This is a genomic window from Ornithinibacter aureus (assembly GCF_009858245.1).
Taxonomy (GTDB): domain Bacteria; phylum Actinomycetota; class Actinomycetes; order Actinomycetales; family Dermatophilaceae; genus Fodinibacter; species Fodinibacter aureus.
On sequence record NZ_VMSB01000001.1, the window covers coordinates 3,135,005 to 3,158,062 of the forward strand.

A 23,058-nucleotide genomic window follows, 5' to 3' on the forward strand; every position below is an offset into this window, starting at 1 on the left:
CTCCTTTAGAGTTCCAACGTGAAATTGACGGCACGCGAACACGAGATCGTCACCCTGCTGCGTGCCGACCCGATGCTCGATGCCGCAGCCCTGGCCGAGCGCATCGGCTCCACCCGGGCCGCGGTCTCGGTGCACCTGTCGAACCTCATGAAGAAGGGGGTCGTCCGCGGCCGCGGCTACCTGCTGCGCCCCGAGGCCGACACGGTGCTCGTCGTCGGCGGCGCGGTCATGGACACCAAGGTGCGCACCGCGGGCGCTCCGGTCCTCGGCACGAGCAACCCCGGCGCGTCGTCGTCGACCGTCGGCGGGGTCGGGCGCAACATCGCCGAGAACCTCGCCCGCCTCGGCCGGCCCACGGTGCTCGTCGCCCCGGTCGGTGACGACCCGGCCGGTGAGGCCATCGCCGACCGCACGACCGCCGCCGGTGTCGACTGCGGCCACTTCGTGCGTTCCCCCCACCCCACCGGCACGTACGTCGCGGTGCTCGCCGACAGCGGGGACCTGCACATCGCGGTGGCCGACATGCGCGCCACCGACGAGCTCGCCGTGGCCGACCTGGCCGCCGTTCCCGGCCTGCTCACCGGGGCCGACGCGCTCGTCGTCGACGCCAACCTCTCCGAGTCCGTCGTGCGGTGGCTGCTCAACGCCGCCGCCGAGGCCGGGGTGCTCAGCATCCTCGACCCGGTGAGCGTCGCCAAGGCCACCGCCGCCGCCCCCGTGCTCGACGGCACGATCCCCCTGCACACCATCACCCCCAACGTCGACGAGCTCGCCGCCCTCGTGGGTGCCCCCGTCGCCCCCGACGTGGATGCCGTACGCGCCGCGGCCGCCCTGCTCCACGAGCGTGGGGTGAGCCACGTGTGGGTGCGCCGCGGAACCGCCGGCAGCCTGCTCTCGATCGCCACGGCATCCGGCCCGCGTGTCGTGATCGTCGACGCGCCGCCCACCGACGTCGCCGACGTCACCGGGGCGGGCGACTCGATGACCGCAGGCTTCGTCAACGCCCTGCTCGACGGCGCCGACGTCGTCGAGGCAGCCCGGCACGGGCAGGTGCTTGCCGCGCTCACCTGCGCCTCACCCGACACCGTGCGCGACGACCTCACTCCCGCGCTCGTCGCGGCCCACCTGACCCCGACCCAGCCGTCCACCAAGGAGCTCCACCGATGACCACCAGCACGTCGACCCGCCCGCACCCCCTGCTCAAGCTCGACCCGGAGGTCGCGCAGGCGCTCGCCGACGGCACCCCGGTCGTCGCGCTGGAGTCGACGATCATCAGCCACGGGATGCCGTACCCGGCCAACGTGGCAATGGCGCGCGAGGTCGAGCAGATCGTGCGTGACGGTGGAGCGGTACCGGCGACGATCGCCGTCCTGAACGGCGTCCCCACGGTGGGCCTGTCCGCCGACGAGCTCGAGATGCTGGGCTCGCGCGACGACATCCGCAAGGTCAGCGTGCGCGACCTGCCCCACGTCGTCGCCACCGGAACCCATGGCGCGACCACGGTGGCGAGCACGATGCGCATCGCCGCCCTGGCCGGCATCCGGGTCTTCGTCACCGGTGGGCTCGGAGGCGTGCACCAGGGGGCCGAGACCTCGATGGACATCTCCGCGGACCTCACCGAGCTCTCCCGCACCGAGGTCGCGGTGATCTCGGCGGGGGTCAAGTCGATCCTCGACATCGGCCGCACCCTCGAGGTGCTCGAGACCCTCGGCGTGCCCGTCGTCGGCTACGGCACCGACGACTTCCCCTCGTTCTTCTCCCGCACGAGCGGCCTGCGCACGCCCATGCGGCTGGACACCCCGCAGGAGGTCGCCGCCCTCATGGAGGCCACCTGGGACCTCGGCCTCGGCAGCGGCATCTCGATCGCCAACCCGGTGCCCGCCGAGAGCGAGATGGCGCACGAGGACATCGACTCCGTCATCGCCCGGGCCCTGGCCGACGCCGATGCGCTGGGCGTGACGGGCAAGGACATCACGCCCTACCTGCTGGGCCGGCTCGTCGAGCTGTCCGACGGGCGCTCGCTCGAGACAAACCTCGCCCTGGTGCGCAACAACGCCGTGGTCGGCACCGCCATCGCGGTCGCCTACGCGGCGCGCTGACGGCCCGGGTTCCGGGGCGGGTTCGGGGCGGGTTCCGGGGCGGGTTCGGCCCGGGTTCCGGGACCGGTCTGCCCACGAAGCGGGTCGCGCCCAGCGCAGGTCGGTGACGAGGACTAGGCTCGGACCCGATCCCATCCAGAACAACTTTCAGGAGTCCGGCGTGGCCAGCATCGAGGCAGTAGGCGCCCGCGAGATCCTCGACTCGCGCGGCAACCCCACGGTTGAGGTCGAGGTTGCCCTCGACGACGGCACCCTCGCGAGGGCGGCTGTTCCCAGCGGCGCATCGACGGGGGCCTTCGAGGCCTCCGAGCGTCGTGACGGGGACAAGGACCGCTACCTCGGCAAGGGTGTGCAGAAGGCCGTCGACGCCGTCATCGACGACCTCGGCCCGAAGCTGCTCGGCTTCGAGGCCAGCGAGCAGCGCCTCATCGACGCCGAGATGCTCGCCGCCGACGGCACCTCCAACAAGGAGAAGCTCGGCGCCAACGCCATCCTCGGCGTCTCGCTGGCCGTCGCCCGCGCGGCCGCCGACTCCGCCGACCTGCCGCTGTTCCGGTACGTCGGTGGCCCCAACGCCCACGTCCTGCCCGTGCCGATGATGAACATCCTCAACGGTGGCAGCCACGCCGACTCCAACGTCGACATCCAGGAGTTCATGATCGCGCCCATCGGCGCCGACAGCTTCCGTGAGGCGCTGCGCTGGGGCGCCGAGGTCTACCACGCGCTCAAGGGCGTGCTCAAGGAGCAGGGCCTGGCCACCGGCCTCGGCGACGAGGGTGGCTTCGCGCCCAACCTGCCGTCCAACCGGGCCGCGCTCGACCTCATCCTCGTCGCCATCGAGAAGGCCGGCTACACCCCGGGCGAGCAGATCGCCCTGGCGCTCGACGTCGCCGCCTCGGAGTTCCACGACGGTGGTGTCTACTCCTTCGAGGGCGGCTCCAAGACGTCGGCCGAGATGATCGACTACTACGCCGAGCTCGTGCGCGACTACCCGCTGGTGTCCATCGAGGACCCGCTGGACGAGTCCGACTGGGACGGCTGGAAGGCCATGACCGACCGCATGGGCAACGAGGTCCAGCTCGTCGGCGACGACCTGTTCGTCACCAACCCCGAGCGCCTCGCCCGCGGCATCGAGACCGGCACCGCCAACGCGCTGCTCGTCAAGGTCAACCAGATCGGCTCGCTCACGGAGACCTTGGATGCCGTGTCGCTGGCTCAGCGCAACGGGTACCGCTGCATGATGAGCCACCGCTCGGGCGAGACCGAGGACACGACGATCGCCGACCTCGCCGTCGCCACCAACTGCGGCCAGATCAAGACCGGCGCACCGGCCCGCTCCGAGCGCGTCGCCAAGTACAACCAGCTCCTGCGCATCGAGGAAGAGCTTGACGATGCCGCGGTCTACGCCGGCGCCGAGGCGTTCCCGCGCTTTGCCCGCCGCCAGCAGGGCTGATCACTCGTATGGCCACCGGGCGCTCCCGCGGTCCGGCGTCGCGACCCCCGCGACGTCCGGCCGGGGGGCGCCCGTCGGCATCCACCCGTCCAGCGGGCTCCTCGGCACCTCCCGCGGCCGCGCCCGCCACGGGGTGGCGCCGGCTGCTCGGTGGGGTCACGGGTGACCGGCGCGCCCGCCGGGCGCTGGCACTGACCGGTGTGCTGGTGCTGCTCGTGATCCTGCTCGGGTCGACGGTCACCGCCTACATCGGCCAGCGCGGCGACATCGCGGCACTGCGCGACAAGGTGGCCGCCCAGGAGCAGGACGTCGCGGCGCTCCAGGCCGAGCGCGAGCGCTGGCGCGACCCCGTCTACGTCGAGCAGCAGGCCCGGCAACGACTGAAGTTCGTCAAACCCGGCGAGAAGTCGTACACCGTGCTCGACCCGGAACCGGACGCCGGCAACCGTGACCCGCTGGCCACCATCGCCTCGTCGGACGAGGAATTGCCCTGGTACCAGGGTGTCTGGGAGTCCGCGCGCACCGCGGACGCGCCGGGAGCCCGCCGATGAGCGCAGGCCACGACCTGCCACCCGTCGATCCTGCCGACCTGGACGCCGTCACCCGGCAGCTCGGGCGCGAGGTCCGCGGCGTCGCCGAGGTCGCCCACCGGTGCCCGTGTGGAGAGCCGGATGTCGTGCGCACCGAGCCGCGCCTGCCCGACGGCACGCCGTTCCCCACGTCCTTCTACGCCACCTGCCCGAAGCTGACCGGTGCCCTGTCGACCCTGGAGAGCCAGGGGGTCATGCGCGAGATGTCGGAGCGGCTCGAGCAGGACGAGGCCCTGCGCGAGGCGTATGTCGCGGCGCACGTCGACTACCTGCGGCGCCGCGCCGAGCTCGGCGACGTTCCCGAGGTCGCCGGCATCTCCGCCGGGGGGATGCCGACGCGGGTCAAGTGCCTGCACGTCCTGGTCGCCCACTCGCTCGGGGCGGGGCCGGGCGTCAATCCGCTGGGGGACGAAGCGTTGGCGATGCTCCCGCAGTGGTGGCAACGGCATCCGTGTTCGGCCGACGCGCCCGGGGCTGCTGCGGCGCAGGGGGAGGCCTCGGCGTGAGCGGGGCCCCATCTCGGGTCGCCGGGATCGACTGCGGGACGAACTCGATCAGGTTGCTCATCGCCGACGTGGATGCCGGTGGGGCGCTCGTCGATCGGGTGCGCCGGATGGAGGTCGTGCGGCTGGGGCAGGGCATCGACCGCACCGGGGTGATCGCGCCCGACGCGATGGAGCGGACCCTGGCGATGACCCGCGAGTACGCAGCGTTGTGCCGGGAGCACGGGGTCACGGCGGTGCGCTTCGTCGCGACGTCCGCCTCGCGGGACGCGCGCAACGCAGGGGAGTTCGTCGCGGGGGTGCGGGCCGCGTTCGGGGACCTCGACGTCGTGCCGGAGGTGGTGGAGGGCATCGTCGAGGCCGAGCTGTCGTTCACCGGTGCCACCGGCGACCTTCGGGCCGCTGCGGTGCCGGGGCCCTACGTGGTCGTCGACCTCGGGGGCGGATCGACCGAACTCGTGCGAGGGACGGCCCACGTCGAGGCTGCGTACTCGATGGACATCGGCAGCGTGCGGATGACCGAGCGACACCTGCCGGACGACCCCCCGACGGCCGAGCAGGTGGAGGCCGCCCGGGCCGATGTGCGGGCTGCGCTCGACGTGGCCGAACGCGAGGTGCCCCTCGACGGGGTGGGGGCGGTCGTGGGGTTGGCCGGGAGCATCACGACGATCACCGCGCACGCGCTCGGCCTGACCGGGTATGACCCGGAGGCTTCTCATCTGGCTCGGATCCCGGCGGACGTGCACCGGGAGGCATGCCGCTCGTTGCTCGCGATGAGCAGGGAGCAGCGGGCGGGGCTGGGGTTCATGCACCCGGGGCGGGTCGACGTCATCGGGGGAGGGGCCCTGGTGTGGCTCGAGGTGCTCGACCGGGTGCTGGCCCGCTCGCCCGAGTCGGCCGTCGTGACCTCGGAGCACGACATCCTCGACGGGGTCACCCTGTCGCTGGCCTCCACCTGACGCCAACTCCCTGACGTCCACCCCGTCGCCGTCACGGACTGCTGTCCCCGAATCGACCAATAGGTCACTGCAGGTACGCCGGCCTGCGAGGGGCTGTACCCAGATCGACCAATAGGTCACTGCAGGTACGCCGGCCTGCGAGGGGCTGTACCCAGATCGACCTATTGGTCAGTGCAGGTACGCCCAAGTGCGCGGGGGCTGTACCCAGATCGACTACGGCACGCTACGGCGGCTGTACTCGGCAGGCGCGCTTACCTCGTGCGTGGTGCCGTCCGACGAGGGCCCGCACCGCAAGTACTGCGGCATCAACCCGCAGGGCCGGCACCTGCTGGAGACCGAGGCGGCCAAGACCTGGGTGGCCTTCGCCGCAACGATGGACGGTTGCTCGAGCAGGCAGGAGTGCGGTCATGAACGACGAGGAAGCCCCGGGGATGAGGTCGAGGACCCTCACTGCCGGGATGGAGGCTCCCCAGTGCGAGCCCGAGCCCCAGCCCGAGCGCAACACCTTCTCCCTGACGTCGCACGAAGTCGCAGGGGGGAGCCGCGCGGGGACGGGGAGGTGGGGGTGGGGTGGCGACTACAGTTGCGTCGCCCCCGTGGCCCAACTGGCAGAGGCAGGCGACTTAAAATCGCCACAGGTGCGGGTTCGACTCCCGTCGGGGGCACCAGGTGTGCTCGGTGACTGCGGCGGCAAGCGCTCTGCCACCAGCGGGGCCACCGCCCAGCCATGAGCCGGCGTTGAGCGGACCCACTGCCCGGCGGCATCCCGGCTGTCCACATGTGCGTGGCGGGGGAACACGGGGCCACCCCCGCTCGCTTATCCTGATGACACGTGCGGTGACTACCACCGCCATGACCATCACGGAGGAACGATGGCCAGCAATCCGGCCTTCAATCGCATCGAAAAGGATGCCCAGAGCGGCTACGCCGGCTTCGGGGGCCAGGGTTACTCATCCCCGTCACCGATGTCGGCCCAGCCGAACATGGCGGAGATGACTCCCCAGCAACTCCAGGACCTGTACAACGGCCCGTCCGCGGGCCCGGTCGACACCCGCCGCGTCACCATGGACGACGTCATCATGAAGACGCTCGGCCTGTTCGCCATCGTCCTGGTCACGGGCGCTGTCGGATGGACGGTCGCGTCGGCCAACCCCGGGCTCGGTTTCGCGCTCTGGATGGGTGGGATGATCGGCACCCTCGTCCTGGGTCTTGTCATCGCCTTCAAGAAGACCCTCAGCGTTCCGCTGATCATCGCCTATGCCGCGGTCGAGGGCTTGTTCGTCGGTGCTGTCAGCCAGTTCTTCAACAGCCAGCCGGGGTGGGAGGGCATTGTCGGGCAGGCCGTGCTCGCAACCCTGTCGGTCTTCGTCGGTATGTTCCTGGCATACAAGTTCGGCCTCATCAAGGTCACGGCCAAGTTCCGCCGCATGATGACGATGGCCATCATCGGCTACGCGATCTTCGCGGTCGTCAACTTCATCTATGCCATGGTGACGAACACCCCCTTCGGCATCGGCGGCACCGGCATGCTCGGCATCGGCATCTCGGTGTTCGCGGTGGGCCTGGCCTCGTTCAGCCTGGCGCTCGACTTCGACTCCATCGAGCAGGCCATCCGCACCGGCGCCCCGGCGAAGTACTCGTGGCTCCTGGCCCACGGCCTGATCGTCACCCTCGTGTGGCTCTACATCGAGTTCCTGCGCCTGTTCGCTCGCCTGCGCGAGTGACTGAGCACGACTCACACGCACCCGCCGGGGCAGGTTCACCTGCCCCGGCGGTGCCGTCTGTGCACCCGGGCGGCACCTTCGGCGACCCGGGAGCGGATGCCGGGCGCGCGGCATCCGGCGACCTCGTCGCGCCCCCGGCCCGCACCGAGCTCGACCGCATCCGTCGACGGTGGGCCGAACTTCCGATCGCGGCAGCAGAGCAGCGGATGCCGGTGCTCCGCCACCTTCTCGCCGACCTCGCCCCCCGCACCGTCCCGCGACTTCTTGCACTCCAGCCACCTGAGCGCCCACAGGCGGAGGTGGCTGGCGCGCAAGAAGTCGCGGAGGTGCCGGACCTGGGGCCCGCCGTCGTGGTCGACCAGCTCAGCGTGCTCGTCTGGGACGCCTACGCGCAGGGCAACGGCGACGGCATCCCCGAACTGCTCACCGCAGCCCGCCGAGCCCTGAGCTGAAACAGCCGGTCAGCTGAGGCGCTCGACGATGATCGCCATGCCCTGGCCGCCGCCGACGCACATCGTCTCCAGGCCGAACTGGCCGTCGCGTGCCTGCAACCCGTTGATGAGCGTGGTCATGATGCGCGTGCCGGTCGACCCGAACGGGTGACCCAGTGCGATCGCGCCGCCGTGCACGTTGAGCCGCTCGGGGTCCATGCCCAGGTCGTCGGCGCTGGGCAGCACCTGCGCCGCGAACGCCTCGTTGATCTCGTAGAGGTCCATGTCACCGATGCTCATGCCCGCCCGGGCCAGCGCCTGACGCGACGCCTCGACCGGTCCGAGGCCCATGATCTCCGGCGAGAGCCCCGACACCCCGGTCGACACGATCCGCGCGAGCGGCGTCAGCCCCAGCTCACGCGCCCGGACATCGCTCATCACGACCACCCCGGAGGCCCCGTCGTTCAGCGGGCAGCAGTTGCCCGCCGTGACGGTGCCCTCCTCGCGGAACACCGGCTTCAGCCCCGACACTGCCTCCAGCGTCACCCCGGCCCGCGGCCCGTCGTCGGTCGAGACCACCGTGCCGTCGGGCATCGTCACCGGCAGGATCTCGCGGGCGAAGAACCCGTCGGCGATCGCCTGCTCGGCCCGGTTCTGGCTCAGCACGCCCCACTCGTCCTGGCGTGCCCGCGACACCCCGCGCGCGGTCGCGACGTTCTCCGCCGTCTGCCCCATCGAGAGGTAGATGTCGGGCAGCATCCCGGCCTCACGCGGGTCGGTCCAGGTCGCGTTGGACGCCGCCATCTCGGCCGAGCGCGCAGCAGAATCGGCGAACAGGGGGTTCTGGGTGTCGGCGTCGCTGCCACCCGCACCCGCGAACGAGGTGTACTGCGAGACGCACTCGACCCCGCCGACCAAGAACGTGTCGCCCTCGCCGGCCTTGATCGCGTGGAAGGCCATCCGCATCGTCTGGGTCGAGCTCGCGCAGAAGCGGTTGATCGTCGCGGCAGGCAGGTGGTCCATGCCCGCGAGCACCGCGATGACCCGCGCCATGTTCGACCCGTGCCGTCCACTCGGGTCTGCGCAGCCCCAGTAGAGGTCGTCGATGGTGCTCGGGTCGAGACCCGGAAGCTTCGCCAGCACACCGTGCACCACCTGTGCCGACAGGTCGTCGGGGCGGATGTCCTTCAGCGAACCCTTGAACGCCCGGCCGATGGGGGTGCGGGCGGTGGCGACGATGACGGCCTCGGTCACGAGGGCTCCTTGGGGGTGGGACGCGCAGGCGTCGGGACGGGAGACGCGCGGGGGCGTCCGGCGAACGGCATCCACTAAGCGCTTGCTCAGTGGATGCCGCAAGGGTAGCCGGGAGGTTCCCGCCCGAGGTGTCCCCGTGGTCACCATCACGCGGCGAACGGCTGCCGGCAGGGCCATGATGCAGGTATGGACACCACGCGTAGCCGAGCATCATCAGGGTCGCCGTACGAGGGCAGCGTCGGGTTCTCCCGCGCCGTCCGCGTCGGTCAGCACATCGCGGTATCGGGCACCGCACCGATCAACGCGGACGGGCACGTCAGCATCGACGCCGGCTCGCAGGCCCGACGCTGCTGGGAGATCGCCCTCGGGGCTCTCGCAGAGCTCGGTGGGCGCCCGGAGCACGTCGTGCGCACCCGCCACTACATCACCGATGCGGATGCCGACGTCGTCGCGGCGATCTCCTCCGCCCACGGTGAGATCTTCGGCGACATCCGCCCGGCCAGCACGGTGGTCGTCGTCGCCGGGCTGCTCGACCCGCGCTGGAAGGTCGAGATCGAACTCGACGCCATCGTCACCGACTGAGCGCCCTCAGCTCGCTGAGCGTCATCGAATCGGCGTCCCGGCGTCAGGCGTTCCCAGCACCCGTTGGTGACTGCGACGCCGGCGCGCCGAGGTCGGATGCCGTCGGCTCGCCCTCGGTCGCCGGGTCACCGTGGTCGATGGCCAGGTTCGACTCGATCTGGTTCGCCTGGATCTGGTCCGCCTCGACCGGGTCCTGCGGTGGTGGGACGGCGTCGTGGCGTCGGCGCAGCAGCACGGCCCAGCGGCCTCGGGGTCCGCGCGACTGCCCGGCGATCTCGGTGGGGGCGACTTCGGTGCCCGGCTCCTTGACGGCCTGGCCGGCGGCCACGGCGACGGGCCCGACACCCTCCCCGCGCCGCCTTTCGGGTGCCCGGTCCACGGTGTCGACGCCCCACACGCCCAGAGCAGCGCACACCGTCGGCAGCATCGCCGAGGCGACCCGGGCGTAGCCCGCGGCCGACGGATGGAAGCGGTCCTTGCTGAACATCTCGTGGGGGGAGCCCTCGAACTCCGGGCCGAGCAGGTCGGCGAGGGACACCGTGCGACCGCCGGCCTCGACGACCGCGACGGTCTGCGCGGCGGCGAGGTCTCGCGACCAGTGCTTCATCAGGGCCCGCAGTGGCTGGGCGATCGGTTGGACGGTGCCGAGGTCGGGGCAGGTGCCCACGACGACCTCGCTCCCCAGGGCGCGGATGCGCCGAACGGTCTGCTCCAGCGCCCGCACCGAGGCCGAGCGCTCGATGCGATGGGTCACGTCGTTGGCGCCGATCATGATGACGACGACGTCCGGGCGCAGCACCTCCTCGAGGGCGTTGGCCAGCTGCCGCTCGAGGTCGCTGGACTCGGCTCCGACGACGGAGCGGTTGGTCAGCTGCACCCGGCGCCCGGTGAGGGCGGCGACGCCGTTGGCGATGATCGCACCGACGGTCTCGTGCGGGGCGTCTGCGCCCAGGCCTGCTGCCGAGCTGTCTCCGAGCACGACGATGTCGAAGGGGCGGCCCGCGCCGGAGCCGTAGACGCCGTTGTCATCGGGGGAGGAGTCGAAGGGGCTGCCGATGACGCGCCGTGCCAGCGCGGCCTCGGCCTTGATCAGGCCCCAGCCGGCAGCACCGAGGGCGGCACCTGCCGCGGCGATCCCACCGCCGCCGTAGGCCGCGGTGGCGGCGATCTTGCGGGCTCGGCGTGCTCGTCCCATCGGGTCCGGTCCTTCTGCGTGCGGCTGGTGCGGGCACTCACGGTAACCCCGCAACCGTGTGGGGAAATCCCGTTCGGCGCGAACGTGACCGACCCGACGTCAGTGTTTGCGGGCCTGCAGCGTATAGGTGAGCGGCATCCGCTCGGGGTGGTTCGTGAGACGCCACTCGTCGTGGGGGGCATCGCGCACCATCCGCCCGGGCAGGGCTTCCCACGGCACGCTGCGGTGCTCGACGAAGCCGGTGACCTCGAATCCTCGTCGCAGCAGGGCGGTCATGGTCTCGCCGATGCCGTGGTTCCAGGACAGCTGCTTGGTGTTGACGAACCGGTGGTCGCTCTCGACATAGGTTCCCTCCTCCTCGATGTCGAAGGGCTCGGGCGTCTCGAAGTACGCGTACCCGAGGGTGAGGACGTCGGGGTTCATGTCGTCGAACGCCCAGAGCATCGGGTGGCCTTCGCGCACGAAGAGCTGCCCGCCCGGCTCCAGCAGGTCGTCGACGACCCCGGCCCAGCGGTCGATGTCCGGCAGCCAGCACAGCGCCCCGATCCCCGTGTAGACCAGGTCGAAGCGCCGTCTGGCGATCGCCGCCGGTGCGGAGTAGGTGTCGGCCTCGACGTAGTCGATCTCGGCCCCGCACGCTGTCGCGAGCCGGCGGGCCTGGTCCAGCGAGGCGGGGGAGAGGTCGAGCCCGGTCATGTCTGCACCGAGGCGGGCCAGCGACAGCGTGTCGGTGCCGATGTGGCACTGCAGGTGGATGCCGCGCAGCCCGCTCACGTCGCCGAGCAGGGGCTGGTCGAAGCGCACCACGTCGCTGAGGTGCGTGGGATCGCTGATGAACCGGTCGAACCCGTAGTCGGCACTCGCGGCGTGCACCGCAGCCCGTTCGTCCCAGTTGGCGCGGTTGACGGCGAGGTAGTCCTCCATCCCCCCATGGTCGCTCACGGCATCCGGGAGGTGCGAGACGGCATCCGCGAACCCCGCCACACGGCATCCGCGAACGTGGGTGAAGATCGCCGCCCAGCCGACGATCATCACCCACGTTCGGGCGAGGGCGTGATGCGCGAGGGCGCCTGTGCCGCATGGGAGGATGAGCCGGTGAAGTATGCGGAGCACATCCTGGACCTCGTGGGCAACACGCCACTCGTCAAGCTGAACTCGGTCACCGACGGCATCGCCGCCACGGTGCTGGGCAAGGTCGAGTACCTCAACCCGGGCGGGTCCGTGAAGGACCGGATCGCGCTCGCGATGGTCGAGGCGGCCGAGGCCTCCGGCGCCCTGAAGCCCGGTGGGGTCATCGTCGAGCCGACGTCCGGCAACACCGGCGTGGGGCTGGCACTGGTGGCGCAGCGCAAGGGGTACTCGTGCATCTTCGTGTGCCCGGACAAGGTCTCCGAGGACAAGCGCAACGTGCTCAAGGCCTACGGCGCGCAGGTCGTCGTCTGCCCCACCTCGGTGCCCCCGGAGCACCCCGACTCGTACTACTCCACGTCCGACCGGCTCGTGCGCGAGACCCCGGGGGCGTGGAAGCCCGACCAGTACTCCAACCCCAACGGCCCGCTGTCGCACTACGCGAGCACCGGCCCGGAGGTCTGGGCCGACACCGACGGCCGCATCACCCACTTCGTGACCGGGGCGGGCACGGGCGGCACGATCTCGGGGGCGGGTCGCTACCTGCGCGAGGTCTCCGCCGATCGTGACGGCGGGCGCGTGCGCGTCGTGGCCGCGGACCCGGAGGGCTCGGTCTACAGCGGCGGCACCGGTCGCCCCTACCTCGTCGAGGGTGTCGGCGAGGACTTCTGGCCCTCGGCCTACGACCCGGACCAGGTCGACGAGGTCGTGGCGGTCACCGACGCCGAGTCCTTCGAGATGACCCGGCGCCTGGCTCGTGAGGAGGGCCTGCTCGTCGGCGGCTCCTGCGGCATGGCCGTCGTCGCCGCCCTGCGTGTCGCCAAGGACCTGCCGGCGGATGCCGTCGTCGTCGTCCTGCTGCCGGACTCCGGCCGCGGCTACCTGTCCAAGATCTTCAACGACGACTGGATGGCCTCCTACGGGTTCATGCGCACGGGCGCCGAGCGCACCGTCGGCGACGTGCTGCACGGCAAGGTCGGCGACATCCCGGCGCTGGTGCACACGCACCCCACAGAGACCCTGCGCGACGCGATCGAGATCCTGCGCGAGTACCACGTGTCGCAGATGCCGGTCGTCAACGCCGAGCCCCCGGTGATGTCCGGGGAGGTCGCCGGGTCGGTGTCTGAGCGGGCCCTGCTCGAGGCACTGTTCACCGGTCAGGCGCACCTGGCCGATCCGGTCGCCAAGCACATGAGCACCGGTCTGCCGCTGGTCGGTGCCGGTGAGCCCGTCGCCACGGCTCGTCACGAGCTCGAGAACTCGGATGCCGTGCTGGTCGTCGAGGACGGCAAGCCCGTCGGTGTTCTCACCCGCGCCGACCTGCTCTCCTTCCTGTCCGACTGACGCGCAGAGGGTCGTCGATGGAGCCCGGTCGCCCTGAGTGGGAGAGCCCGGTCGAGAAGGCGATCCGCGAGGCCCAGGAGCGCGGCGAGTTCGACAACCTGCCCGGTGCCGGCAAGCCGCTGCCCGACTTCGGCGAGCGCGACGACCCGATGTGGTGGGTACGGCAGTACGCCCAGCGTGAGGGGCTCGACCTCTCCCTCGCCCTGCCGGCGCCCCTCCAGCTGCGCAAGGAGGCTGCCTCCTTCCCCCAGTCGCTGCTCGAGCTGCGCACCGAGGCGTCCGTGCGCGAGGTGCTCGAGGACTTCAACCGGCGGGTGCGGCACGAGCGGCTGCGGCCCCCCGAGCCCGGCATGCCCCAGCTGCTCGCCCCCACCGTGGACGTCGAGGACCTGGTGCGGCAGTGGCACGAGCTGCGAGCAGCCTCACAACCCGCAGAGGTTGACCCGCCGGTAACATCGCAAGCGGCTCGACCCCGGAACCGGTGGTGGCGCCGCAGCCCCCGGCCCGAGTGAGACGAGAGCAGTGACATGAGCGAATACCCGCACCTCCTTGAGCCTCTCGACCTCGGGCACGTCACGCTCCGCAACCGGGTCGTCATGGGCTCGATGCACACCGGTCTGGAGGACCACGCCCGCGACTTCCCCAAGCTCGCCGCCTACTTCGCCGAGCGCGCCCGCGGGGGAGCCGGGCTCATCGTCACCGGCGGGTTCGCCCCGAGCATCGAGGGCACGTTCTACCCCCTCGCCTCGAAGATGACCACCCGTCGTGAGGCCCGCCAGCACCGTCAGGTGACGGATGCCGTGCACGCGGAGGGGGGTCGCATCGCCCTGCAGATCCTGCACGCCGGCCGCTACGCCTACACCCCGTGGTGCGTCGCGCCGTCGGCGGTGAAGAGCCCGATCAGCAAGTTCAAGCCCCGAGCCCTGAGCGACCGCGGGGTGCGGCGGCAGATCCGCGGATTCGCCCGCGCGGCCCGCCTGGCCCGCGAGGCCGGGTACGACGGCGTCGAGATCATGGGGTCCGAGGGCTACCTCATCAACCAGTTCCTGGCACCCCGGACCAACCACCGCACGGACACCTGGGGCGGCACCCCGCAGAAGCGTCGCAGGTTTGCCGTCGAGACGGTGCGCGCCGTGCGCGAGGCCGCCGGTCCCGACTTCATCGTGATCTACCGCATCTCCGTTCTCGACCTCGTGGAAGACGGCCAGACCTGGGACGAGGTGACGGCTCTGGCCCGCGAGGTCGAGGCCGCCGGGGCGAGCATCCTCAACCTCGGGATCGGGTGGCACGAGGCGCGGGTCCCGACCATCGTCACGTCGGTGCCGCGGGCTGCGTTCGCCGAGTACGCCGGCCGTCTCAAGGAGCACGTGTCCGTGCCGGTGGTCGCGACCAACCGGATCAACATGCCCGAGGTCGCCGAGTCGGTGCTCGCCGGAGGTGGCGCCGACCTCGTGTCGCTGGCGCGGCCCTTCCTCGCGGACCCGCAGTGGGTGCGCAAGGCGGCCGAGGCGCGGGCCGACGAGATCAACACGTGCATCGCCTGCAACCAGGCCTGCCTGGACCACACCTTCGTCAACAAGCGCGCCACCTGCCTGGTCAACCCGCGGGCCGGTTACGAGACCGAGCTGGTGCTCGGCCCGACCCGCACCGTGAAGAAGGTCGCCGTCGTGGGAGCGGGCCCGGCCGGCCTGGCGGCGGCGACGACGCTGGCCGACCGCGGGCACACCGTCGAGCTCTTCGAGGCCCGTGACCATGTCGGCGGGCAGTTCGACATCGCGATGCGCATCCCCGGCAAAGAGGAGTTCGCCGAGACGATCCGCTACTTCACCCGCCAGCTCGACCTCGGCGGTGTGAAGGTGCACCTCGGCCGCAAGGTCGACGCCGACGAGCTGGCGGATGCCGGCTTCGACGAGGTGGTCGTTGCCACCGGCGTCGAGCCGCGGATGCCGTCGATCCCCGGCATCGACCACCCCATGGTCATGACGTACGCCGAGCTGGTGCGCGGTGAGCGCGTCGCCGGGCAGCGGGTGGCGGTCATCGGCGCCGGTGGCATCGGGGTCGACGTCAGCGAGTACCTCACGACCTCGGAGTCGGCGACGCTGGACCTTCAGGCGTGGCGGGCCGAGTGGGGCGTCGGTGACCCGGCGCTGACCCGCGGTGGGTTGACCAAGCCCCAGCCGGAGGCCAGCCCTCGTCACGTCGTGCTGCTCCAGCGCAAGGCGAGCTCGATCGGCAAGGGCTTGGGGAAGACCTCGGGCTGGGTGCACCGGGCAGCCCTGAAGGCCAAGGGTGTCGAGCACGTCACGGCAGTGGTGTCCTACGACCTCATCGACGATGCCGGGCTGCACGTGAGCGTTGCCGCCGGCGCGGAGGGCGCCGAGGGCGCCGAGCGCGCCACCGAACGTCGCACGTATGCCGTCGACAGCGTCGTCATCTGTGCGGGTCAGGAGTCGGTGCGCACCATCGCCGACGACTTGCACGCCCGCGGGCTGGTCACCCACGTCATCGGTGGGGCGGACGTCGCCTCCGAGCTCGACGCCAAGCGCGCCATCCGCCAGGGCACCGAGGTCGCCGCCGCCATCTGACCGGGAGGTCAGGGGCGGACGCCGCCGCGCCCACCGCTGTGCTGGCCAGCGGTGACCGTGCCGAGTTCGGTTGCAGCACTGCTGGACCCACCGAGTGCGAGCCCACCCACCGTGGTTCCACCGGCCGTGCCTCCGGTCAGCACCGTGTAAGTCTCACCAGTGGTGATCGCCTCCGACGAGAAGATGACCGACGAGAACTCCTTGTCGGCCGTCCACGTCGCCACGACCTCGTCACCCGACGCGATCTGGACGACGGTGCCCGCCGCGTAGGCCGAGTCGAACGTCGCCGACACCCACCCCTGCTCGGACTCCGCGTCGGGGGCGACGGCCATGCCGGACGACCCGGCGGTCAGCAGGGTGCCGCCCGACACGAGGAAGCTGCCGTCGACGTCAGCAGCGCCGTTGCCGTTGGTCGCCGGCCCGCTGACCACCACGGTGCCCCCAGTCATCGCCAGGTCGCCGTTGGAGTCCAGCCCGTCTCCCTCGGAGCTCAGGGTCGTGGTGCCACCGTTGATGGTCAGGATGAGCCCTGACGCGCCCGACGCGGCCGAATCGGCGCCCGGCGCGGCCCCCGGCGCGCCGCCCCCGGGGCCGCCCGAGGACCCGCTCCCGTCGGAGACGTTCACGGCGTCGTCGCTGCTCGTGATGTCGAGGGTGCCGCCGGCGATCGTGACGATCCTGGACTCCAGGCCCTCACCCGACTTCGTGACGGTGGTGTCGCCGCCACCGATCGTCGCGCTGACGTCACCGTGGATGCCGTCGCCCTCGGCGGCGATGGTGAGCGACCCACCGCCCACCACGGCATCCGAGGCGGCTGAGATGCCGTCGTCGCCCGCGGTGGCGCCGATCGACCCGCCGAGCACGGCGACATTGCCGCGGTCGGGCTCCTCGACGTTGTCGGACTTCAGGGCGTCGCCGCCGGCCGTGATCGCCAGGGTGCCACCCTGGACTCGCACGTAGTTCTTACCCCGGATGCCGTCGTCGACGGCGTTGACGGTGACTCGGCCGGAGGTGATGACGAGCCCGTCCTGTCCGCCGATGCCGTCGTTGCTGTTGCCCTTGACCGTCAGTGCACCGTCACCGGCAATGGTGAGGTCGGCGGCGGAGTACAGCGCGGCGTTGGCCTCACCCTCACCTTCGCCGTACGACGAGCCGTCCGTCAGCGAGTTCGTCGTGCCGTCGGCCAGGACGATGACTGCTTCGTCGGCAGCGCTCACGGCCGGTGGGCCGCCCGCTGGCCTGCCGAGGAGTTGTGGGTCGCGACCCGCCAGCCGTAGCCACGGCATCCGGCGTGCCCCGGTTGCCCCGGCTTCACCCGGGAACCTTCACCTCGACAGGACTTCCGTTGTGGTGTCAAGGTGAAGGTCCCGGCATCGGGCGGGAAAGTTGCGGCAGGCGTCAGGCCGGGGGCAGCACGTCCGTCTGGGCCGGCAGGTTGGCGACGCCCACGGGGCAGGTCAGCCCGTTGGGTCCGTGGTTGCAGTACCCGTTCGGGTTCTTGTGCAGGTACTGCTGGTGGTAGTCCTCGGCGTACCAGAACGGGCCGGCGACCGAGGCGGGCGCCAGCGTCGTCGTGATCTGCCCTCGTCCGGCTCGGGTCAGCACGTCCTGGAATGCCTCCCTGGTCGCGCGCGCCGCTGCCTCCTGACCGGGGGTCGACCAGTAGATCGCCGACCGATAGGCCGTGCCGATGTCGTTGCCCTGCCGGTTGCCCTGCGTCGGGTCGTGGTTCTCCCAGAACGCCTTGAGCAGCAGCTCGGGCGTGGTCACGGCCGGGTCGTAGGCGACGAGCACGGCCTCGGCGTGGCCGGTGCGACCGGTGCAGGTCTCCTCGTAGGTGGGGTTCGGCGTGTACCCACCCATGTAGCCGGCCGCGGTCGTCACGACCCCGGGGAGCTTCCAGAAGATCCGCTCGACACCCCAGAAGCAGCCCATGGCCACGTAGAGCACCTCGGTGCCGTCGGGCCACGGGCCCTCGAGCGGGGTGCCGAGCACCTCGTGGGTGGTCGGCACCGTGAAGGGGCGGTGCGCTCGGCCCGGGAGGGCCTCGTCGGCGGTGGGCAGGGTCGTCTTGGCGCGTGAACCGAAGATCATGTTCCTCCTAACGCGCGAACGTGCCCGAGTCATCCCCACGCCAGCCACGGCATCCCACAGTCGAATGCGGGTGAAAAGTGGCGCCCCGCCGACGATCTTCACCCACATTCGGGAGAAGGCGGGGTGGGTCGGGGACGTCCCGGCAACGGCATACGCTGGGCGCCATGACCTTCGAGCACCTCGGCTTCTCCTCGCGCGCCATCCATGCCGGGCAGGAGCCCGACCCCACGACCGGGGCCGTCGTCCCGCCGATCCACCAGGTGAGCACCTACAAGCAGGACGGGGTCGGTGGCCTGCGCGGCGGCTACGAGTACAGCCGCTCGGCAAACCCCACCCGCACCGCCCTCGAGGAGTGCATCGCCGCCCTCGAAGGTGGCGAGCGCGGTTTCGCCTTCGCGAGCGGCCTCGCCGGTGAGGACACCGTGCTGCGTGCCCTGCTCGCCCCCGGCGACCACGTCGTCGTGCCGTCGGACGCGTACGGCGGCACCTACCGCCTGTTCGACAAGGTGGCACGCCCGTGGGGGGTCGAGCACTCGATCGCGACCGTCGCTGACGTCGCGTCGGTGCGAGCAGCCATCCGCCCGCAGACCCGCATGGTGTGGGTCGAGACGCCGACCAACCCGCTGCTCGGCATCGCCGACATCGAGGCCATCGCGGCGCTCGCCCACGAGGTCGGCGCGCTGCTCGTCGTCGACAACACCTTCGCCTCGCCCTACCTCCAGAACCCCATCGCCCTCGGCGCAGACGTCGTCGTGCACTCGACGACGAAGTACGCCGGCGGCCACAGCGACGTCGTCGGTGGGGCCGTCGTCGTCGCCCCGGGCGCCACCACCCGCGACGGTGAGTCGGTCAGCGAGCGGATCGCCTTCCACCAGAACTCGATGGGCGCCGTCGCGGGGCCCTTCGACGCCTGGCTGGTGCTGCGCGGCCTGAAGACCCTCGCCGTGCGCATGGAGCGGCACTGCGACAACGCCGAGAAGGTCGTCGCCTTCCTCCAGGGCCACGACGGGGTCACCGCCGTGCACTACCCGGGCCTGCCCGACCACCCCAACCACGACGTCGCGGCCCGCCAGATGCGCCGCTTCGGCGGCATGGTCGCCTTCCGCGTCAGGGGTGGCGAGGACGTCGCGGCCAAGGTCTGCGCCGAGACCCAGCTGTGGATCCTCGGCGAGTCCCTCGGCGGCGTCGAGTCGCTCATCGAGCACCCGGGGAGGATGACGCACGCCTCGGTGGCCGGCACCGAGCTCGAGGTGCCGGGTGACCTCATCCGGCTCTCCGTCGGCATCGAGGACGCCGAGGACCTCATCGCCGACCTCGGCCAGGCCCTCGACCGCCTCACCTGAGCCCGCGGTGAGCTCCGCCAGCGCGCGCGCCCTGTGCGTCGACGTCGGGTCGACCTTCACCAAGGCGGTGCTCGTCGACACCACGACGGGCGCAGTCCACGGCACCGCCAGCCACCCGACCACCGTCAGCACCGACGTCATGGACGGGGTGGATGCCGTGCGCGCCGCCTTGGCGGGGGCGAGCGAGCCCACTGCGGTGCTCGCCTGCTCCAGCGCGGGCGGCGGCCTGCGGCTGGCCGTCGTGGGGTACGAGCGTGAGGTGACCGCCGAGGCCGGGCAGCGGGTCGGCCTCTCCGCGGGTGCCAAGGTTGTCCACGTCGCCAGTGGTGCGATGACGGGCGGCGACGTCACGGCGCTGCGGGCGGCATCCCCCGATCTGGTCCTCCTCGTCGGCGGCACCGACGGCGGCAACGCCCGGGTGCTGCTGCACAACGCGCAGCGGCTGGCCAGGGCCCGGCTCACGGCGCCGATCGTCGTCGCGGGCAACACGGATGCCGCGGACGAGGTCGCGGCGCTCCTCGCCTCGACGGGGCGACGGTTCGTCGTCGCCGACAACGTGCTGCCGCGCATCGGGGTCGTGGCGCCGGAGTCGGCGCGCGCCGCCATCCGCGAGGCCTTCCTCACCCACGTCATCGGCGGCAAGGGGCTGTCCCGCGGTCGCGGATTCGCCGAGCTCGTCCAGGCACCGACGCCGGATGCCGTGTTGCGCGGCGTCGAGGTGCTCGCCGAGGTCGTCGGGGGAGACGTCCTCGTGGTCGACGTCGGCGGTGCGACGACCGACGTGTACTCGGTGATCACCCCACAGGGGGAGGACGCCAGCATCCAGCGGGAGGTCGTCGGCACCCTGTGGCACGCCCGCACCGTCGAGGCCGACCTCGGCATGCGCTGGTCGGCGCAGGGTGTCGTCGAGGCCTGCGCCCGTGAGCGCCGGGGGCTCGACGACGCCACCGCCGAGTACGCCGCGCGCGTGGCCACGGACACCGCCCACCTCGCGGGCTCGCCGCAGGAGTGGCTGGCCGAGGAGGAGATCGCGAGCGCTGCCGCGGTGCTGGCGGTTCGGCGACACGGCCGGCCGGGCCACCCGTCGGAGCGGCCCCGCCCGCTGGCGGAGGTCACCGTGCTCGTCGGGTCCGGAGGGGTGCTGCGGCACGCGCCCCGGGGAGTCGGTGACCGCGTGCTGGAGCAGGTCCTTGGCGACCACGGTGGGGGGTGGCGGGTGCCCGTGGCGGCGCGCGCGGGCGTCGACACGGCCTACCTGCTGTTCGCCGTGGGGCTGCTCGCCGACCAGCACCCCGAGGCGGCCGCGGCCCTCGCGGCGCAGGTCGTGGCGCCCCCGGTGGCGACCACACGGCATCCGGATTAGGAGACTATTGGGGCGCCCGTCCGGCAAAACCGGATGACGGGTGTCGGTGGGCTCACGTAGCCTCCCGTCCCATGACTTCCACCACTCTTCGCCCGGTGCGTCACCGGTGAGCGCCCCCGCGATCGAGGCCGTTGACCTCGTCAAGACCTTTGGTGACTTCACCGCCGTCGACGGCGTGAGCTTCTCCGTGCCGGCGGGCACGGTTTTCTCCATGCTCGGCCCGAATGGCGCGGGCAAGACGACGACCGTGCGCATGATGACCACGCTGTCGATTCCCACCAGCGGCACGGCACACGTCGCCGGCTTCGACGTCGCCAAGAACCCGGATGCCGTGCGGCACCGGATGGGCCTGACCGCCCAGTCGGCCACGGTCGACGAACTGCTCACCGGGCGCGAGAACCTGCGCCTCATCGGCGACCTGTACGGGCTGGAGCGCTCGCTCGTGAAGCGCTCGACCGAGGAGCTGCTCGAGCGGTTCTCGCTGACCGAGGCCGGCAACAAGGTCGTCAAGGACTACTCGGGCGGCATGCGGCGCCGGCTCGACCTCGCCGCCAGCCTCATCGCCACCCCTCCGGTGCTCTTCCTCGACGAGCCGACGACCGGCCTCGACCCGCGCAGCCGGGTCGAGCTCTGGGGTGTGCTGCGCGACCTCGTGCGCGACGGGACGACCCTGTTCCTCACCACCCAGTACCTCGACGAGGCCGACCAGCTGGCCGACCGCATCGTCGTCGTCGACCACGGCCGGATCATCGCCGAGGGCACCCCCCTTGAGCTGAAGGACCAGTCCGGCAAGGCCAGTCTCGTCGTGACCGTCAGTCGCAGCACCGAGGTCGACGCCGCGGCCGAGCTGGTGCGGGCGTACGTCGGTGAGATCCACGTCGACCCCGACTCGCGCCGCATCTCCGCCCCGGCCGAGGGGGTGTCCGCACTGACCCGCATCGCGGCCCGCCTGGAAGAGGCCGCCATCGAGCTCGACGACATCGGGCTCCAGCGGCCCAGCCTCGACGACGTCTTCCTCAGCCTGACCGGCCACCGCGCCGAGACCGAGACCGACGGTGCCGCCGCCGGCGAGAGCACCACGGAGGCATCCCGATGAGCACCAGCACCAACCCCGACACCGAGAGCGGCACCACCGGCAACGGCCCGACCGGCCACTTCCGGGCCACGCACCCCGACGAGCGTGGCGCCACGGCGTGGCGACAGATCAGCGCCCTCATCCGGCGCAACCTCACGCACATCAAGCGCCAGCCCGAGATGCTCACCGACGTGACTATCCAGCCGGTCATGTTCGTGCTGCTCTTCGCGTTCGTCTTCGGCGGCTCGATCAACATCCCGGGGGTCGACTACAAGGAGTGGCTGCTGCCCGGCATCATGGCGCAGACGATGGCCTTCAGCTCCTTCATCGTCGCCATCGGCCTGACCTCCGACATCAGCAAGGGCATCGTCGACCGATTCCGGTCGCTGCCCATCGGGCGCGGCTCGGTCGTCATCGCCCGCAGCCTGTCGAGCCTGATCCACTCGATGATCGGCATCATCGTCATGTCGGTCACGGGGCTGTTCATCGGATGGGGCATCCACAACGGGGTGGCCAAGGGTCTGCTCGGCTACCTGCTGCTCATCCTCTTCGGGTTCGCCATGATCTGGGTCGGCATCCTCGCCGGCTCGGCGCTGAAGTCGGTCGAGGCGGTGCAGGGCGTCATGTTCACGACGATCTTCCCGATCACCTTCCTCAGCAACGCCTTCGCCCGCCCGGAGGGCATGCCCGGCTGGCTGCGGTTCCTCGCCGAGTGGAACCCCATCAGCGCGCTCGTCCAGGCGATGCGTGAGCTCTGGGGCAACGACGGGTTGCCGCTCGCCGCCGACGCCGCGTGGCCGATGCAGAACCCGGTCCTCGCGACGGTCATCTGGTCGGTCGGTCTGTCGGCGATCCTGGCTCCGCTGGCGATCCGGGCGTTCAACCGGCGCACGACCGACTGAGAGTCCAGGGGTTCGGTCGATCCGCCCTAGGGGGTCGTTGGGTCCCCGCGCAGGATCGAGCTCATCTTCTTGCCGCGGCCCACTTCGTCGACGAGCAGGTCCAGGTAGCGGATCTGCTGCATGAGCGGGTCCTCGATCTCCTGCACCTTGTACCCGCAGATGGTGCCGGTGATGAGCTCGGCGTTCGGGTTCATCGCCGGGGCCTGCGCGAAGAAGGTCTCGAGGTCACGGCCGTCGGCCAGTGCCGCCTTCAGCCCGTCCGAGTCGTACCCGGTGAGCCAGCAGATCACGGTGTCGACGTTCTCGACCGGTTGGCCCTTGCGTTCGGCCTTCGCCACGTAGTGGGGGTAGATGCTCGAGAACGGGGTGGCGAAGATGCGATGACCGGCCATGCCTGGGCTCCTGCGGGGCGACGAGTTGTGGCGACATGGTTG

Annotated in this window: 22 protein-coding genes, 1 tRNA gene and 1 pseudogene; 18 read left to right on the plus strand and 6 right to left on the minus strand. The window is 71.3% G+C overall.

Features of this window, described 5'->3' with window-relative positions; all coding sequences use genetic code 11:
• Positions 1–18 precede the first annotated feature (18 nt).
• The 10 genes and pseudogenes from C8E84_RS14900 to C8E84_RS14940 all read left to right on the plus strand — a co-directional run bounded on the left by C8E84_RS14900 (position 19) and on the right by C8E84_RS14940 (position 7,780).
• On the plus strand, positions 19–1,167 hold the full coding sequence (locus C8E84_RS14900) for a PfkB family carbohydrate kinase (protein ID WP_159903329.1): 1,149 nt from the start codon (positions 19–21) through the stop codon (positions 1,165–1,167).
• Complete coding sequence (locus C8E84_RS14905; RefSeq protein ID WP_159903331.1) at positions 1,164–2,099, plus strand: pseudouridine-5'-phosphate glycosidase; 936 nt, start codon at positions 1,164–1,166, stop codon at positions 2,097–2,099. The genes C8E84_RS14900 and C8E84_RS14905 overlap by 4 nt, the downstream gene beginning before the upstream one ends.
• 160 nt (positions 2,100–2,259) lie before the next feature.
• The gene (gene eno / locus C8E84_RS14910; protein WP_159903333.1) at positions 2,260–3,552 is read left to right on the plus strand and encodes a phosphopyruvate hydratase; all 1,293 of its coding nucleotides are present in this window, start codon (positions 2,260–2,262) and stop codon (positions 3,550–3,552) included.
• Between the two features lie 8 nt (positions 3,553–3,560).
• On the plus strand, positions 3,561–4,103 hold the full coding sequence (locus C8E84_RS14915; protein WP_159903335.1) for a septum formation initiator family protein: 543 nt from the start codon (positions 3,561–3,563) through the stop codon (positions 4,101–4,103).
• Complete coding sequence (locus tag C8E84_RS14920) at positions 4,100–4,648, plus strand: DUF501 domain-containing protein (RefSeq protein ID WP_159903337.1); 549 nt, start codon at positions 4,100–4,102, stop codon at positions 4,646–4,648. The genes C8E84_RS14915 and C8E84_RS14920 overlap by 4 nt, the downstream gene beginning before the upstream one ends.
• Entirely contained in the window at positions 4,645–5,604 is a 960-nt protein-coding gene (locus tag C8E84_RS14925) for a Ppx/GppA phosphatase family protein (protein WP_159903339.1), read from the plus strand. The genes C8E84_RS14920 and C8E84_RS14925 overlap by 4 nt, the downstream gene beginning before the upstream one ends.
• Before the next feature lie 214 nt (positions 5,605–5,818).
• A pseudogene (locus C8E84_RS18455) lies at positions 5,819–6,015 on the plus strand (PadR family transcriptional regulator); the annotation flags it as partial.
• 179 nt (positions 6,016–6,194) lie between these two features.
• Positions 6,195–6,272 (plus strand) — tRNA-Leu (locus C8E84_RS14930).
• 204 nt (positions 6,273–6,476) lie between these two features.
• Positions 6,477–7,328, plus strand: a complete 852-nt coding sequence (locus C8E84_RS14935; RefSeq protein ID WP_159903341.1) for a Bax inhibitor-1/YccA family protein — start codon at positions 6,477–6,479, stop codon at positions 7,326–7,328.
• A gap of 50 nt (positions 7,329–7,378) precedes the next feature.
• Positions 7,379–7,780 carry a hypothetical protein gene (locus C8E84_RS14940; protein WP_159903343.1) on the plus strand — a complete coding sequence of 134 codons (402 nt, stop codon included), beginning with the start codon at positions 7,379–7,381 and terminating at the stop codon, positions 7,778–7,780.
• Between the two features lie 9 nt (positions 7,781–7,789).
• Here the strand turns inward: C8E84_RS14940 and C8E84_RS14945 are convergent, their stop codons facing one another.
• On the minus strand, positions 7,790–9,013 hold the full coding sequence (locus tag C8E84_RS14945) for an acetyl-CoA C-acetyltransferase (protein ID WP_159903345.1): 1,224 nt from the start codon (positions 9,011–9,013) through the stop codon (positions 7,790–7,792).
• A gap of 186 nt (positions 9,014–9,199) precedes the next feature.
• Between C8E84_RS14945 and C8E84_RS14950 the strand changes: the two genes are divergently transcribed.
• On the plus strand, positions 9,200–9,595 hold the full coding sequence (locus C8E84_RS14950; protein ID WP_159903347.1) for a RidA family protein: 396 nt from the start codon (positions 9,200–9,202) through the stop codon (positions 9,593–9,595).
• A 43-nt stretch (positions 9,596–9,638) separates the two neighbouring features.
• Here C8E84_RS14950 and C8E84_RS14955 read toward each other — a convergent pair whose 3' ends face one another.
• Both C8E84_RS14955 and C8E84_RS14960 read right to left on the minus strand, forming a co-directional pair.
• Positions 9,639–10,790 (minus strand): SGNH/GDSL hydrolase family protein, encoded by a 1,152-nt coding sequence (locus tag C8E84_RS14955; RefSeq protein WP_159903349.1) that lies wholly within the window; start codon positions 10,788–10,790, stop codon positions 9,639–9,641.
• A 99-nt stretch (positions 10,791–10,889) separates the two neighbouring features.
• Entirely contained in the window at positions 10,890–11,822 is a 933-nt protein-coding gene (locus C8E84_RS14960) for a class I SAM-dependent methyltransferase (RefSeq protein WP_246196967.1), read from the minus strand.
• Positions 11,823–11,885: 63 nt separating this feature from the next.
• On the opposite strand from C8E84_RS14960, the gene C8E84_RS14965 reads away from it, so the two are divergent.
• Genes C8E84_RS14965 through C8E84_RS14975 form a run of 3 tightly spaced genes read left to right on the plus strand, consistent with a single transcriptional unit; the run spans position 11,886 to position 15,847 of the window.
• Positions 11,886–13,262: a cystathionine beta-synthase gene (locus tag C8E84_RS14965; RefSeq protein ID WP_159903351.1), complete on the plus strand. Its 1,377-nt coding sequence runs from the start codon at positions 11,886–11,888 to the stop codon at positions 13,260–13,262.
• A gap of 17 nt (positions 13,263–13,279) precedes the next feature.
• The gene (locus C8E84_RS14970) at positions 13,280–13,774 is read left to right on the plus strand and encodes a DnaJ family domain-containing protein (RefSeq protein WP_159903353.1); all 495 of its coding nucleotides are present in this window, start codon (positions 13,280–13,282) and stop codon (positions 13,772–13,774) included.
• A 15-nt stretch (positions 13,775–13,789) separates the two neighbouring features.
• A complete protein-coding gene (locus C8E84_RS14975) occupies positions 13,790–15,847 on the plus strand; it encodes an NADPH-dependent 2,4-dienoyl-CoA reductase (protein WP_159903355.1) in 2,058 nt (685 codons plus the stop codon).
• Positions 15,848–15,855: 8 nt separating this feature from the next.
• Here the strand turns inward: C8E84_RS14975 and C8E84_RS14980 are convergent, their stop codons facing one another.
• Positions 15,856–17,064 (minus strand): carbohydrate-binding domain-containing protein, encoded by a 1,209-nt coding sequence (locus tag C8E84_RS14980; RefSeq protein ID WP_159903357.1) that lies wholly within the window; start codon positions 17,062–17,064, stop codon positions 15,856–15,858.
• A 181-nt stretch (positions 17,065–17,245) separates the two neighbouring features.
• The gene (msrA, locus tag C8E84_RS14985) at positions 17,246–17,941 is read right to left on the minus strand and encodes a peptide-methionine (S)-S-oxide reductase MsrA (protein WP_159903359.1); all 696 of its coding nucleotides are present in this window, start codon (positions 17,939–17,941) and stop codon (positions 17,246–17,248) included.
• A gap of 164 nt (positions 17,942–18,105) precedes the next feature.
• On the opposite strand from msrA, the gene C8E84_RS14990 reads away from it, so the two are divergent.
• The 4 genes from C8E84_RS14990 (at position 18,106) to C8E84_RS15005 (ending at position 22,624) form a co-directional block, all read left to right on the plus strand.
• Positions 18,106–19,284 carry a cystathionine gamma-synthase gene (locus tag C8E84_RS14990; protein WP_159903361.1) on the plus strand — a complete coding sequence of 393 codons (1,179 nt, stop codon included), beginning with the start codon at positions 18,106–18,108 and terminating at the stop codon, positions 19,282–19,284.
• 7 nt (positions 19,285–19,291) lie between these two features.
• The gene (locus C8E84_RS14995) at positions 19,292–20,647 is read left to right on the plus strand and encodes a glutamate mutase L (RefSeq protein WP_159903363.1); all 1,356 of its coding nucleotides are present in this window, start codon (positions 19,292–19,294) and stop codon (positions 20,645–20,647) included.
• Positions 20,648–20,753: 106 nt separating this feature from the next.
• The gene (locus C8E84_RS15000) at positions 20,754–21,743 is read left to right on the plus strand and encodes an ATP-binding cassette domain-containing protein (RefSeq protein ID WP_159903365.1); all 990 of its coding nucleotides are present in this window, start codon (positions 20,754–20,756) and stop codon (positions 21,741–21,743) included.
• On the plus strand, positions 21,740–22,624 hold the full coding sequence (locus C8E84_RS15005; protein ID WP_159903367.1) for an ABC transporter permease: 885 nt from the start codon (positions 21,740–21,742) through the stop codon (positions 22,622–22,624). Before C8E84_RS15000 ends, C8E84_RS15005 begins: the two co-directional genes overlap by 4 nt.
• Positions 22,625–22,650: 26 nt before the next feature.
• On the opposite strand, the gene C8E84_RS15010 is transcribed toward C8E84_RS15005, so the two are convergent.
• Positions 22,651–23,016, minus strand: a complete 366-nt coding sequence (locus C8E84_RS15010; protein ID WP_159903369.1) for a DUF2200 domain-containing protein — start codon at positions 23,014–23,016, stop codon at positions 22,651–22,653.
• Positions 23,017–23,058 lie beyond the last annotated feature (42 nt).